Annotated in this window: 13 protein-coding genes; 10 read left to right on the forward strand and 3 right to left on the reverse strand. The window is 73.8% G+C overall.

Annotated elements, in window-relative coordinates; translation table 11 throughout:
• The first annotated feature begins 43 nt into the window (after positions 1–43).
• Entirely contained in the window at positions 44–958 is a 915-nt protein-coding gene (locus tag AB0N29_RS02735; RefSeq protein WP_364863914.1) for a GNAT family N-acetyltransferase, read from the forward strand.
• 1 nt (position 959) lies between these two features.
• Here AB0N29_RS02735 and AB0N29_RS02740 read toward each other — a convergent pair whose 3' ends face one another.
• Positions 960–2057, reverse strand: coding sequence for an NAD(P)-dependent alcohol dehydrogenase (locus tag AB0N29_RS02740; RefSeq protein ID WP_364863916.1), 1098 nt, complete (start codon positions 2055–2057; stop codon positions 960–962).
• 64 nt (positions 2058–2121) lie between these two features.
• Here AB0N29_RS02740 and AB0N29_RS02745 point away from each other — a divergent pair, with 64 nt between their 5' ends.
• Together AB0N29_RS02745 and AB0N29_RS02750 are read left to right on the forward strand one after the other, a co-directional pair.
• Positions 2122–3501 (forward strand): folylpolyglutamate synthase/dihydrofolate synthase family protein, encoded by a 1380-nt coding sequence (locus tag AB0N29_RS02745; protein WP_364863918.1) that lies wholly within the window; start codon positions 2122–2124, stop codon positions 3499–3501.
• Complete coding sequence (locus AB0N29_RS02750; RefSeq protein WP_364863919.1) at positions 3498–3902, forward strand: DUF4233 domain-containing protein; 405 nt, start codon at positions 3498–3500, stop codon at positions 3900–3902. Before AB0N29_RS02745 ends, AB0N29_RS02750 begins: the two co-directional genes overlap by 4 nt.
• A gap of 10 nt (positions 3903–3912) precedes the next feature.
• Here the strand turns inward: AB0N29_RS02750 and AB0N29_RS02755 are convergent, their stop codons facing one another.
• Positions 3913–5250 carry a PLP-dependent aminotransferase family protein gene (locus tag AB0N29_RS02755; RefSeq protein WP_364863920.1) on the reverse strand — a complete coding sequence of 446 codons (1338 nt, stop codon included), beginning with the start codon at positions 5248–5250 and terminating at the stop codon, positions 3913–3915.
• 65 nt (positions 5251–5315) lie between these two features.
• Between AB0N29_RS02755 and AB0N29_RS02760 the strand changes: the two genes are divergently transcribed.
• The 7 genes from AB0N29_RS02760 to rodA all read left to right on the forward strand — a co-directional run bounded on the left by AB0N29_RS02760 (position 5316) and on the right by rodA (position 12650).
• Positions 5316–6002, forward strand: a complete 687-nt coding sequence (locus AB0N29_RS02760) for a pyridoxamine 5'-phosphate oxidase family protein (protein ID WP_364863922.1) — start codon at positions 5316–5318, stop codon at positions 6000–6002.
• Between the two features lie 10 nt (positions 6003–6012).
• Positions 6013–6426: a nucleoside-diphosphate kinase gene (gene ndk, locus AB0N29_RS02765; RefSeq protein ID WP_364863924.1), complete on the forward strand. Its 414-nt coding sequence runs from the start codon at positions 6013–6015 to the stop codon at positions 6424–6426.
• Positions 6427–6735: 309 nt separating this feature from the next.
• Positions 6736–7764, forward strand: a complete 1029-nt coding sequence (locus tag AB0N29_RS02770) for a rod shape-determining protein (RefSeq protein ID WP_302270388.1) — start codon at positions 6736–6738, stop codon at positions 7762–7764.
• Complete coding sequence (gene mreC, locus AB0N29_RS02775) at positions 7764–8765, forward strand: rod shape-determining protein MreC (protein ID WP_364863926.1); 1002 nt, start codon at positions 7764–7766, stop codon at positions 8763–8765. The genes AB0N29_RS02770 and mreC overlap by 1 nt, the downstream gene beginning before the upstream one ends.
• On the forward strand, positions 8762–9274 hold the full coding sequence (mreD, locus tag AB0N29_RS02780; RefSeq protein WP_302270391.1) for a rod shape-determining protein MreD: 513 nt from the start codon (positions 8762–8764) through the stop codon (positions 9272–9274). The genes mreC and mreD overlap by 4 nt, the downstream gene beginning before the upstream one ends.
• Positions 9271–11412, forward strand: a complete 2142-nt coding sequence (gene mrdA, locus AB0N29_RS02785; protein ID WP_364863929.1) for a penicillin-binding protein 2 — start codon at positions 9271–9273, stop codon at positions 11410–11412. Before mreD ends, mrdA begins: the two co-directional genes overlap by 4 nt.
• Positions 11409–12650: a rod shape-determining protein RodA gene (rodA, locus tag AB0N29_RS02790; protein WP_302270394.1), complete on the forward strand. Its 1242-nt coding sequence runs from the start codon at positions 11409–11411 to the stop codon at positions 12648–12650. The genes mrdA and rodA overlap by 4 nt, the downstream gene beginning before the upstream one ends.
• A gap of 45 nt (positions 12651–12695) precedes the next feature.
• Here rodA and AB0N29_RS02795 read toward each other — a convergent pair whose 3' ends face one another.
• Positions 12696–13817, reverse strand: coding sequence for an ionic transporter y4hA (locus tag AB0N29_RS02795; RefSeq protein WP_364863932.1), 1122 nt, complete (start codon positions 13815–13817; stop codon positions 12696–12698).
• Positions 13818–13865: the final 48 nt, after the last annotated feature.

Below are 13865 nucleotides of genomic sequence, written 5' to 3' on the forward strand. Positions count from 1 at the left end.
ACCGGTTGCCGTTCGCCGGGCACGGGTGCATACCCTCCCCGGCATGCCCGAGCCGGATCCCCACCACCGCGTCACGATCACGACCGACCCGGCCGCCTTCCTCGTCGAGGCCGGTGAGCACCTGGCGGCCGACCCCGTCGTGACCACCGTGGTGGCCACGGTGACGCGGCGGGCGGCCGACGACGACGCGCGCGGGGTGCCGCCGCCGGGGCGTCACCCGCGCTGGTGGGCGGTGGTCCGCGATGCCGACGGGACCGTCGTCGGTGCCGCGATGCGCACGGCGCCGTTCGCGCCGCACCCCGCGTACGTCCTGCCCATGCCGGCGCCCGCGGCACGGACGCTCGCGCGCGTGCTGCACGAGCGCGGCGAGCGGCTCGACGCGGTCAACGGCTCGCTGCCCGCGGCGCGGGTCGTCGCGGACGAGCTGGCCGGGCTCACCGGCGGTCGGGTCGTCGTCGAGGAGCACCTGCGGCTGTGGGAGCTGCCGGCGCTCGACGGTCTCGTCGACCACGCGGCCGCGGGCCGCCTGCGGGCCGCGACGCCCGGCGACGTACCGCTGTGCCTGGCGTGGTTCGAGGCGTTCGCGCTCGACGCGGCCGAGCAGGGCGGTCGCGAGGGTGCGCACCCGATGGACGGCGAGACCGCGGAGGGGATGGCGGCCCGGGTGGAGCGGGGGCTGCTGTGGTTGTGGGAGTCCGCGGACGGTGAGGTGGTGCACCTGACGGCGCACAGCGAGCCGGCGTACGGCGTGGTCCGGGTCGGCCCGGTCTTCACCCTGCGCGGGCACCGCGGCCACGGGTACGCGCGCGCCGCCGTCGCGCAGGTGACCCGGCGGGTGCTCGAGGCGGGGGACCGCGCCTGCCTCTACACCGACCAGGCCAACCCGACGTCGAACCGGGTCTACGCCGCGATCGGCTACCGCCCAGTCGCGGAGACCGTCAACCTGCTGGTGCGCTGACTCACCAGACCAGGACGGCCTTGACGACCCTGCCGTCGTGCAGGTCGGCCACCGCGGTGCCGATGTCCTCGAAGGAGTAGGTGCGGATCCAGTCGTCGACGGGGAAGCTGCCCGCGGCGTTCATCGCGATCAGCCGCGGCACCATCTCCTGGGGGTCCGAGTCGCCCTCGATCGAGCCCTTGACGACCTTGCCGTTCTGCAGCATGTCGATCGCGTCGAGCTGGTACTCCTCGGCGCCGAGGCCGAGCACGACGAGCTCACCCCGGACGCCGAGCGCCTGCTGGGCCTGCTTGACCACGGCCGGCACCGCGGTGGTGTCGATGCCGTACGTCGCCCCGCCGCCGGTGAGCTCCTTGACCCGGTCGACGACCGGTTGCTCGCCCGGCGTCGAGGGGTCGACGGTGACCGCGCCGAGCGCGGCGGCCCGCTCGAGCCGGTCGGCGACCAGGTCGACGGCCACGACCGTGCCGGTGCCGGTCGTCGCCGCCGCGGCGACCGCGGCCAGCCCGACGGCGCCCGCGCCCCACACCACCAGGCTGTCCCCGGGCCCGGGCCGCAGGACGTTGAGCACGGTGCCGGCGCCGGTCTGGAAGCCGCAGCCGTACGGCGCGACCCGGGTGAGGTCGAGCTCCCGGTCGACCACCACGCAGTTGTCGGCGTACGCGAGGGCGTGCCGGGAGAAGGAGGACTGCCCGAAGAAGTGGGAGAAGACCGGGCCGGAGTCGCGGGAGTACGCCGTCGAGCCGTCCATCCGCATGCCCATGTAGTTGAGCAGCAGCGAGGACTCGCAGTAGCCGACCTCGCCGGCCCGGCAGCGGTCGCACTGCCGGCAGGAGCGGAAGGAGAGGACCACGTGGTCGCCCACCTCGATCCCGGCGACGTCGGGGCCGACCGCCTCGACGACGCCGGCTCCCTCGTGCCCGAACACGTGGGGGTACATCTCGGCCGGCAGCATGGAGGCCATCGTGACGTCGGTGTGGCAGAGCCCGGTCGCCACGACCCGGACGAGCACCTCGTCGGCGCGCGGCCCCTCGAGCTCGACCTCCTCGAGGGCGAAGTCCTGTCCTGGGCCGTTCACGACGGCGACCGTGGTGCGCATGCGGCCAACCTAGAACGCGTTCCAGTTCCTGTCACCGGTTCCGGGCTCCCTAGACTCGGGGACGATGACCGACTCGACCGCCCCCGACGCCCCCCGCCTCGCCGAGACCTTCGCCGAGGTGGAGGACGCGCTCCTGTCCCGGTGGCCCGAGACCCGGCTCGAGCCGTCCCTCGACCGCATCCGCGCCTTCACCGAGCTGCTCGGCGACCCGCAGGCCGCCTACCCGGTCATCCACCTGACCGGCACCAACGGCAAGACCTCGACCTCGCGGATGGTCGACGCCCTGCTGCGCGGGCTCGAGCTGCGCACCGGTCGGTTCACCAGCCCGCACGTCGAGCGGATGAACGAGCGGATCAGCATCGACGGCGAGCCGCTGGACGACGAGGCGTTCGTGGCCGCGTTCAACGACGTCGCGCCGTACACCCACCTGGTCGACGAGGACCAGCCGCACCCGCTGTCGTTCTTCGAGACCGTCGTCGGCATGGCGTACGCCGCGTTCGCCGACGCCCCGGTCGAGGTCGCGATCGTCGAGGTGGGCATGGGCGGCACGTGGGACGCCACCAACGTCGCCGACGGCGCGGTCGCCGTGGTGACGCCGATCGCCATCGACCACACCCGCTACCTCGGCGGGTCGGTCGCCGCGATCGCCCAGGAGAAGGCCGGGATCATCAAGCCCGGCGCGCAGGTGGTCCTCGCCCAGCAGCCGCCGGAGGCAGCGGCGGTGCTGCTCGAGCGCGCGGCCGAGGTCGGCGCGACGGTGGCCCGCGAGGGCCTGGAGTTCGGCGTGGTCTCCCGGGTGCCAGGCGTCGGGGGCCAGCTGGTCTCGCTGCAGGGGCTGCGCGGCCGCTACGACGACGTCTTCCTGCCCCTCCACGGCGCGCACCAGGCGCAGAACGCCGCGGTCGCGCTGGCCGCGGTCGAGGCGTTCCTCGCCGGGGGCGACGAGGGCCAGCCGCTCGACGAGGACCTCGTCCGGGCGGCGTTCGCCGAGGTGACCTCGCCCGGCCGGCTCGAGGTCGTGCGGCGCTCGCCCACGGTCCTGCTCGACGCCGCGCACAACCCCGCCGGCGCCGAGGCCACGGCCGCGGCGATCGAGGACTCCTTCACCTTCTCCCCGCTGATCGGGGTCGTCGGGGTGATGGCCGACAAGGACGCCGAGGGCCTGCTCGCGGCCTTCGAGCCCTCGCTGGCCCACGTCGTCTGCACCCAGAACGGCACCGACCGGGCGATGCCCGCCGAGGAGCTGGCCGAGGTCGCCCGCGGCATCTACGGCGAGGACCGGGTCTCGGTCTCGCCCCGCCTCGCGGACGCCATCGACGCCGCGGCCGCGCTGGCCGAGGCGGGCGAGGCGGTCGGCAGCCCGCTGGGGTCCGGCGCCGTGCTGGTCACCGGCTCCGTCGTGACCGTCGGCGAGGCGCGCACGCTGCTGGGAGGAGCCCGATGAGCAACCCCGAGCAGCGCTCGCCGCGACGCGGCATGTGCGCGGCGATCCTCTGCCTCGAGGCGATCGCCCTGGGCCTGACCACGCCGGTGATGATCTCGGTGGCCGACGTCGACACCGGCGTCGCGCTCTCGATCGGGCTCGGCCTGATGGTCGTGTGCCTGCTGCTCTCGGGGATGCTCCGCAAGCCCTGGGCGTACGGCGCCGGGTGGGCGGTGCAGCTGGCCGCGGTCGCGCTCGGCTTCGTCGTCCCGATCATGTTCGTCCTCGGCGGCATCTTCGCGCTGCTGTGGGGGACCGCCGACCTCCTCGGCCGCAAGATCGAGCGGGAGCGCGCCGAGGCGTACGCCGCCTTCGCCGCCGAGCAGGGCACGCCCGCGCCCGGGACGACCCCCGAGGCCTGAGGCCCCGGCCTCACGCCAGCGCGGTCGTGAGGGCGCGCAGCGCCCGCGCCAGCTGCTGGTCGGTGCACCCGCCGAACCCGACGACGAGCCCGTGCAGGCCGGCGCTGCGGCAGTGGTCGGCCAGCAGCGGCACGTCGAACCCGGCGGCCCGCGCGGCCGCGTGCGCCCGCAGCGCGTCGGCCTCGTCGAGGCGGAGCGTGGCGTACATCCCGGCGACCGGCCCGGCCAGGTCGCCGTACGGCTCGAGCGCGGTGGCGACGAGCTCCGCGCGCTGGGCGTAGCGGCGCCGGGCGGAGCGGACGACCCGCTCGACGTACCCCTCGCGCAGCAGGGAGAGGAAGGCCCGCTGCACCGGCCACGCCGCGGCGTCGTGGGTCACCTCCCGCGTCCGGTCGACCCGGTCGAGCACCGCCGGCGGTGCGACCAGCCACCCCATCCGCATGCTCGGGGCGACGGTCTTGCTCGCCGTCCCGAGGTAGGCGACCCGCTCCCGGTCCAGGCTCGCGAGGGCGGGCACGGGCGCCACGTCGTAGCGGAACTCGGAGTCGTAGTCGTCCTCGACGACGAGCGCGCCGGCGTCCCGGGCCGCAGCGAGCAGGGCGACCCGCGCCTGGCCCGGCATCGTGTGGCCGAGCGGGTGCTGGTGGGCGGGCGTGACGTACGCCGCCGCGAGCCCGGTGAGGTCCCAGCCGGCGGGGTCGGCGGCCGGCAGGTCCACCACGGTCCGGCCGAGCAGCTCCGCGACCGCGGCCGCGGAGCGGTAGCCGGGGTCCTCCACGCCCACGGCGCCCGGCGGCAGGGCGGCGAGGACGTGGCGCAGGCCGTCACCCGTCCCCGTCGTGATGCGCACGTCGTCGGGCTCGACGTCGAGGCCGCGGGTGCGCGCGAGGCGGGCGGCGAGCTCGACCCGCAGCGCCGGCAGGCCGCGCGGGTCGTCGTAGCCCTCGGGCGGGCGGGCCGCACCCACGTCGCGCCACGCACGCCGCCACGCGTCGGCGTACCGCGGGTCGATCCAGGGCGTGCCCGTGCCCAGCCGGACGAGCGGCGAGCCGGCGGACGCGGGAGCCGGGCGGCGGCGCGGCGGGGGAGCGAGACCGGTGCCCCCGGCGACGAACGTCCCGGCGCCGTGACGGCCCTCCAGCCAGCCCTCGGCGACGAGCTGGGCGTAGGCGCGCTCGGCCACCGCGCGGGCGACGCCGAGGTCCGCCGCGAGCGCGCGCGTGCTGGGCAGGCGCGTCCCGACCGGCAGCCGCCCGTCACCGACCTGGCGACGTACCTCGTCGGCGAGCTGGGCGCCGAGGGTGCGGTGGTCAGCGCGGTCGAGGACGACGGCGAGCGTCCGTGCCAATGGCCTGCCTCATTCGTGCCGAAGTGGCTGCTGAGTCTAGGCCACTTCGCGGGCATCCTGGAGCAGTGACGACGAACGCCGCCCCGCTGTCCCCGACCGCCCGCACGACCGTCCGGCGCGGGAGGGAGCGCGTCGTGGACGCCCGCGAGCGCCTGCACGACCTCTTCGCCGACGGGCTGGTGGCACACGTCGGGGTCGTCGTGGGGGACCACCCGCTCGTGCTGCCCTGCGCGTACGCCGTGGACCCGGCCGGCCCGGACGAGGGCGGCTCGCTCTACGTGCACGGCTCGGTGGCCTCGGTCTGGCTGGGGGCCGCCGTCGGCTCCACGGTCTGCGTGACCGTCACCGAGCTGGACGGGCTGGTCACCGCCCGGTCGGCCTTCCACCACTCGATGAACTACCGCTCGGCCGTCGTCATCGGCACCGCCCGCCTGGTGGAGGACGAGGCCGAACGCGCCCGCGCCCTGGACCTCGTCGTCGACCAGATGGTCCCCGGTCGGGCGGCGACCCTGCGCCCCAGCACGCGCAAGGAGCTCGCGGCGACCGCCGTGCTCGCCGTACCCCTGCACGAGGCGTCGATGAAGGCGCGCGCGGGCGGTCCCAATGACGACGCCGAGGACGTCGCGGCGGGCACCTGGGCCGGTCACGTGCCGCTGCGGCGCGTGGCCGGGGCGGTGGTGCCGGCGCCAGAGGCGGACGGACCGGTACCCGAGGACGTGGCTGCCCGTGTGCGCGACCTGGCGGCTCGATAGGGTCCGTGCCATGACCGAGCGCACCCTCGTCCTCTTCAAGCCCGACACCGTCCGCCGTGGCCTGGTCGGCGAGGTCCTGTCCCGGTTCGAGGCCAAGGGCCTCTCGATCGTCGCGATGGAGCTGCGGCACATCGACGCTGCTAAGGCCGACGAGCACTACGCCGAGCACGTCGAGCGCGACTTCTACCCGCCGCTGCGCGACTTCGTCACCAGCGGCCCGCTGGTCGCCCTGGTCCTCGAGGGCGACAGCGCGATCGAGGTCGTCCGCGCCCTCAACGGCGCCACCGACGGCCGCAAGGCCGCCCCCGGCACCATCCGCGGCGACCTGTCGCTCTCCAACCGCGAGAACCTCGTCCACGGCTCCGACTCGCCCGAGTCCGCCGCCCGCGAGATCGCGATCTGGTTCCCGCAGCTCACCCTCTGAGCCGCGCCCGCGCCCGGCCCTGGGGCTCGTGTGACTCGTGGGGCTCCTGGGACCTGCAACATCCCAAGTGAACGTGGGATGTTGAAGGTTCTTTGGTGTTGCAACAGCAGGGAAGCGTCAACATCCCAAGTAAACCTGGGATGTTGAACCTCGCCGACGCGCCCGACCACACCCGCCACACCTGACACACCGACGCGCGGCGTGCCTCCACGGGAGGACGGCGCGCGGTCCTTACGCTCCCGGTGGGCGCTGCGGTACGTCGTGCGCCCGCGACTTCCCCGGACGCGACGGACCTGCGAGGCACCAGGCATGGCGAACAGCTTCATCGGCCGCGACATGGCCGTGGACCTCGGCACCGCCAACACGCTCGTCTATGTCCGCGGCAAGGGCGTGCTGCTCGACGAGCCGAGCGTCGTGGCGATGAACGTCTCCACCGGCGAGGTGCTCGCGGTCGGGCACGAGGCCAAGCGGATGATCGGGCGCACCCCGGACGGGATCACCGCGATCCGGCCCCTCAAGGACGGCGTCATCGCCGACTTCGAGGCCACCGAGCAGATGCTGCGGTTCTTCATCCAGCAGGTCCACAAGCGGCGGTACTTCGCCAAGCCGCGCATGGTGATCTGCGTGCCCAGCGGCATCACCGCGGTCGAGCAGCGCGCGGTCAAGGAGGCCGGCTACCAGGCCGGCGCCCGGCGCGTCTACATCGTCGAGGAGCCGATGGCCGCGGCGATCGGCGCGGGGCTGCCGGTGCACCAGGCCACCGGCAACATGGTCGTCGACGTCGGCGGCGGCACGACCGAGGTCGCGGTCATCTCCCTGGGCGGGATCGTGACCAGCCTCAGCGTGCGCACGGCCGGGGACGACCTCGACGCGGCGATCGTGGCGTGGATGAAGAAGGAGTACTCCCTGATGCTGGGGGAGCGCACCGCCGAGGAGGTCAAGACGACCCTGGGCTCGGCGTTCCCGATGGCCGAGGAGCCGGAGGCCGAGATCCGCGGCCGCGACATGGTCTCGGGCCTCCCGCGCACAGTGGTGGTCTCGAGCTCGGAGATCCGCCAGGCGATCGAGGAGCCGCTGCACGCCATCGTCGACGCGGTGCGCGCGACGCTCGACCAGACACCGCCCGAGCTGGCCGGCGACATCATGGACCGCGGCATCGTGCTCACCGGCGGCGGCGCCCTGCTCCGCGGCCTCGACGAGCGGATCCGCCACGAGACGGGCATGCCCGTGCACGTCGCGGAGGAGCCGCTGACCTCGGTCGCGCTCGGTGCCGGCAAGTGCGTGGAGGAGTTCGAGGCGCTGCAGCAGGTGCTCGTCACGGAGCCGAGGCGGTTCTGATGGCGGTCGACCTCTTCGAGCGCGTGCAGCGCGGTGCCGGGCAGCAGTCCGGCCAGGACAAGCGGCAGCGCGGACTGCGCGGCCCGCGCGAGCGGCGCTGGCGCGTCACCGAGCGGCTCGAGGACCGCGGCCGCCCCCGGCGCTCGCTGGTCGTCGCCCTCCTGCTGGCGTGCCTCACGCTGATCACCCTGGACTCCCAGGCCGGCGAACGCTCGCCGGTCGAGCCGGTCCGCCGCGCGCTCGGCGAGGTGTTCGGCCCCGTGGAGGTGGGTGCGGCCGCGGTGGTCGGCCCGTTCGCCGCGGTGCCGTCGTGGTTCCGCACGCACGGCGACCTGCGCGAGGAGATCGGCGACCTCGAGGCCGAGAACGCCCGGCTGCGGACCGAGGTCAACACCGCCGACTACGACCGCAACCGGCTCACCGAGTACGACGGGCTGACCGCGGCCGCCGAGGACCTCGGCTACTCGCTGGTGCCGGCCCGCGTGGTCGGCCTCGCGCCGGCGCAGTCGTTCTCCAGCACCGTCACCATCGACGCCGGCTCCGTCTCGGGCCTGCGCCCGGACATGACCGTGATGAACAACGACGGCCTGGTCGGCCGCGTCATCCGGGTCACGCGCACCACCGCCACCGTGCTGCTCATCGTCGACGCCGACTCGGTCGTCGGCGGCCGCGTCGGCTCCTCGATGGAGCTGGGCTCGGTCAAGGGCCGCGGCCAGCTCGGCTCGACCGGCCGCCTGGACCTGGAGCTGATCGACGAGGCCAACGTGCCCCGCAAGGACGACGCCGTCGTCACCTGGGGGAGCGAGGGCGGCGCGCCGTACGTCTCCGGCGTCCCGATCGGCCGCGTCACGGCCGTCTACTCCAGCCTCCGGGAGACCGCGCAGCGGGCCGTCGTCGACCCCTACGTCGACTTCTCCTCCCTCGACCTCGTCGGCGTCGTGGTCCCCTCGGGCACCGCCTCGGACCGTGCCGTCATCGAGGCCGACGGGAGCGTCCGGTGAGCCCGGTCCGCACGGCCGCGGCCGTCGCGGCGGTGGCCGTCGCGCTCGTCCTCCAGGTCTCGGTCTTCTCCCACCTCGCCTGGGAGGGGGTCGTGCCGAACCTCGTCCTGCTGGTCGTCGTCGCCACCGGCCTCGTCCGCGGCGCGGAGCCGGCCATGGTCCTCGGCCTCGTCGCCGGCGTCGTGCTCGACCTCGCACCCCCGGCCGACCACGTCGCCGGGCGCTGGGCGCTGGCCCTCGTCGTGGTGGGGTACGTCGCCGGGCGGGTGCGCCAGGACGTGCGGCCCACCGCCGGGTCGGTCGTCGCCACCGTCGCCGCGTCGTCGTTCGTCGGGACCTCCGTCTTCGCGCTCACCGGGATCGTCCTCCAGGACCCCGCCCTGGGCGTCGGCGAGGTCCTGCAGGTGATCGCGATCGGCGTGTTCTGGGACGTGCTGCTCACCCCGCTCGTGCTGCCGGTGGTGATGGGCGCCTTCCGCCGCCTCGAGCCGGCCCGGGCCTCCGCATGAGCGCCGCCGAGGCCGCCAGCCGCCGCAGCCGCCTCCGGCTCGTCGTCGTGCAGGCGCTGGTCTTCTCGCTGTTCGCGACCCTCTTCGTGCGGCTGTACTACCTGCAGGTGGTGAGCGGCGAGCGGTACACCGCGCAGGCCGCCGACCAGTCGGTGCGCGACATCGTCGTCCAGCCCCAGCGCGGGCTCATCGTCGACGACATGGGCCGCCCCCTGGTCACCAACCGGACCGCCTGGGTGGTCTCGGTCGACCGCGGCATGCTCGCCAAGATGGGCGAGGGCCAGCAGGACAAGCTCGTCGAGCGGCTCGCCCAGGTCAGCGGGGTGCGCGCGGGGATGATCCGCAAGCGGCTGGTCACCTGCGGCTCGGAGGGCAGCGTCGTGGGCGCGTGCTGGAACGGCTCGCCGTACCAGCCGGTCCCGATCGCCTCCGACGTCGAGCAGTCCGTCGCCCTGCGCATCCTCGAGCAGCCCGAGGACTTCCCGGCCGTGCTGGCCGAGCAGCAGACCGTCCGCAACTACCCCGAGCCGTACGGCGTGAACCTCGCGCACGTGCTGGGCTACCTCAGCCCGATCACCGAGGAGGAGCTCGACTCCGCCGAGGAGGACGGCGACGAGTCGGTCAACGGCGCCTCGTCGGTGGGCCGGGCCGGGGTGGAGAAGCAGTACGACCGCTGGCTGCGCGGGATGCCCGGCTACCGCAGCGTCGCCGTGGACTCGATGGGTCGCGTGCTCGGCGACGACGGGGAGGTCGAGGCCACCCCGGGCGCGACGCTGGTCACCTCGATCGACGCCCGCGTCCAGGGCCTGGTCGAGAAGGAGCTCGCCGCCACGCTGCAGCAGGCCCGCACCGAGGTCGACACCGTCACCGGCCGCCGCTACGAGGCCGACTCGGGCGCGGTCGTGGTGATGGAGGCCGACACCGGCCGGGTCGTCGCCATGGCCAGCCAGCCGACGTACGACCCCGGTGTCTGGGTCGGCGGGATCACCAAGAAGCAGCTCGCGCACCTGTACTCCGAGGCCGCCGGCACCCCGCTGCTCGGCCGCGCCACCCAGGGCCAGTTCGCCCCGGGCTCGACGTGGAAGCCGTTCATGACGGCCGGCGCGCTGACCAACGGCTACACCGAGGACACCCGGCTGGCCTGCTCCTCGGGCTTCCAGGTCGGCAACCGCGTGTTCAAGAACTACGAGTCCGGCGCCTACGGCTCGATCGGCTTCGACAAGGCGCTCGAGGTCTCCTGCAACAGCTTCTTCTACCGGATCGGCTACGACTACTGGCAGCGCTTCGGCTCCGACGTCGACGACGTCGAGGCCAAGGACCCGCTGGTCGAGGAGGCCAAGACCTTCGGCTTCGGCGACGAGACCGGCATCGACCTCCCCGGCGAGGCTTCCGGCCGGATCGCCGACCGGAAGTGGAAGCGCGCCTACTACGACTCGATGAAGGACTACTACTGCGGCATCGCCGACGAGCCGCAGGACGCGAAGACCTCCGACTTCGTCTACCGGTTCGCCCGCGAGTTCTGCATCGAGGGCTTCGCCTACCGCGCCGGCGACGCGGTCAACTTCGCCATCGGCCAGGGCGACACCATCGTCACGCCGCTGCAGCTGGCGCGCGCGTACGCCGCGCTCGCGAACGGCGGCACCCTGTGGGCGCCCCGGGTCGGCAAGGCGATCGTCGACCCGACCGGCAAGACCATCCGCGAGATCAAGCCCAAGAAGGTCGGCTCCGTCGGCCTGCCCGCGTCGGTCCTCGACTACATCGACACCGCCTTGAAGGGCGTCAGCAGCCGCGGCACGATGAGCTGGAAGCTGCCCGGCTTCCCGCTCGAGGAGGTCGACATCCGGTCCAAGACCGGCTCGGCCGAGGTCTACGGCAAGCAGTCGACCTCGTGGGTCGCCTCCTACACCGACGACTACGTCGTGGTGATGATGGTCAGCCAGGGCGGCACCGGCTCGGGCCGCAACGGCGACTCCATCCGACGCATCTACGAGGCGCTGTACGGCGTCGAGGGCGCCACCGTGGACCCGCGCAAGGCGTTCATCCCCGGCACCGAGCCGCCGGCCGGGCTCCCGACGTTCATGGCCGACGGCTCGATCCTGCCGCCGGGCCGCTCCGAGCAGCAGGAGGAGGGCCGATGACCGTCACGCGACTCACCCCGCGCGTCGCCGTCCGGCCCGCCGGCGGGACCGCGTCGCGGACCGCTGGCCGGACCCGGCTCGGCACCACGGTGCGGGCGCCCGGGCTCGACTGGTGGCTCACCGGCGCCGTGCTGGCCCTCGTGGTGCTCGGCACGCTGCTGGTGTGGTCGGCCACCTCGGCCCGCGACACGCTCACCGGCGGCGACTCCACGGCGTACCTCTCCAAGCACGTCACGAACGTCGCCATCGGCGTCGTGCTGATGGTCCTGGTCATGGCCACCGACCACCGGTGGGTGCGGATCGTCGCGCCGCTGGTCTACCTCGCCTCGATCGTCGGGCTCGGCCTGGTGCTCTCCCCGCTGGGCAGCACGATCAACGGGTCGCGTTCGTGGATCAACCTGGGCGGGATGTCGATCCAGCCCTCGGAGTTCGCCAAGCTCGCGGTCGTGATCGGCATGGCGCTCCTCGTCGCCGAGCGCGCCGAGGGGCGCTGGCGGGCCCGCGTCGGGACGGGGGAGGTGGCCGGCATGCTGGCCATCGCCGGCCTGCCCGCGGCGCTGATCATGCTGCAGCCCGACCTCGGCACGATGCTCGTGCTCTCCGCGACCGTCTTCGGCGTGCTCGCGGTCTCCGGCGCGCCGCGCCGCTGGCTGCTGCTCCTGGTCGGCGGGGGCGTCACCGCGGCCGTCGCGGCGGTCGCCGCCGGAGCGCTCAAGCAGTACCAGGTCGACCGGTTCCTCGCCTTCACCAACCCCGACCTCGACCCCCGCGGCGCCGGCTACAACGTCGAGCAGGCGCGGATCGCCGTCGGCAACGGCGGGCTCTTCGGCCAGGGCCTCTTCGACGGCTCCCAGACCCGCTCGGGCTTCGTCCCCGAGCAGCACACCGACTTCATCTTCACCGTGGCCGGCGAGGAGCTCGGGCTGCTCGGCGCCGGCCTGCTCATCGGCCTGCTCGTCGTCGTCCTGTGGCGCGCGCTCGTCATCGCCGCGCGCACCGACGACGTCTTCGGCCGGGTGGCCGCCGCCGGCATCGCCTGCTGGTTCGGGTTCCAGGCGTTCCAGAACATCGGCATGTGCCTGGGCATCATGCCGGTCACCGGCGTCCCGCTGCCGTTCGTGTCGTACGGCGGCTCCTCGATGTTCGCCGGCATGCTCGCCATCGGGCTGCTGCAGAACATCCACCTGCGGGCCACCGCCCCCGCCGCCACCCGGTTCGCCGGGCTCGCCGGTCGCTGACCGGGTCCGTCGGCCTGGGCCCGCAGGCCCCTCACCCAGGCCCGATCAGGGGACCACGGAGAGGAACAGGAACGCTCCGAACAGGACGAGGTGCACCAGTCCCTGCTGGGACTTGGCGCGACCCTGGGCGACCGTGAGCGCCGAGACGACGACGGTGATCGCGAGCAGCACGAGCTGGGTGGTCTCCAGGCCCAGGACGAGCGGACCGTCGAGCCAGATCGAGGCGACCGCGATGGTCGGGACGGTCAGGCCGATGGAGGCCATCGCCGAGCCGTAGCCGAGGTTCAGGCTGACCTGGACCCGGTCGCGGGAGGCGTTGCGGACCGCCGCGATGGACTCGGGGGCGAGCACCAGCAGGGCGATCACGACACCGACGACGGCGTACGGCGCGCCGAGGCTCGTCACGCCGTCCTCGATGGTGGGGGAGAGCAGCTTGGCCAGGCCGACGACCGAGACCAGCGCGACCACGAGCATGACCAGGCTCAGCGCGGTCTCGCGGCCCGAGGGCGGGTCGGCGTGGTCGTCGCCGTCCTCGTCGAGCAGGCCGGTGATCCGGCCGTACTCGTCGCTGGTGACCGGCACGAAGAAGTCGCGGTGCCGCACGGTCTGGGTGAAGACGAAGCCGGCGTACAGCACGATCGAGGCGACGGCGGCGAACGCCAGCTGCGAGGCGGAGAACTCCCGGCCGTCGCCGGACGTCGTGAAGCTCGGCAGCACCATCGTGAGGCTGGCCAGGGCGATCACGGTCGTGAGCGCCGTGCCGGTGCCCGAGGGGTTGAAGCTCACCAGGTGGTGCTTGACCGCGCCGACGAGGAGGGCGATCCCGACGATGCCGTTGAGGGTGATCATCACCGCGGCGAAGACGGTGTCGCGGGCGTAGGTGCTCGTGCCCTCCCCACCGCTGGTCATCAGCATGACGATCAGCCCGACCTCGATCACCGTCACGGCGACCGCGAGGATCAGCGACCCGAACGGCTCGCCGACCTTGTGCGCGACCACCTCGGCGTGGTGCACCGCGGCCAGCACGGCACCGACGAGCGCCGCAGCGATGAGCACCAGCACCGCCCAGTGCGAGTGGCTGGCCCACGTGGCGGCGAGGACGATCAGGGCGACGACCGGCACGACGACCGACCACTGGAAGGGACCACGGACGGCGGGGGAGCTCACGACTTCGAACCTATCGGTCGGCGCACGTACGCTTGACCAGTCCCGATC

The sequence above is a fragment of the Nocardioides sp. NPDC092400 genome (assembly GCF_040684155.1).
In the GTDB taxonomy this organism is placed as follows: Bacteria; Actinomycetota; Actinomycetes; order Propionibacteriales; family Nocardioidaceae; genus Nocardioides.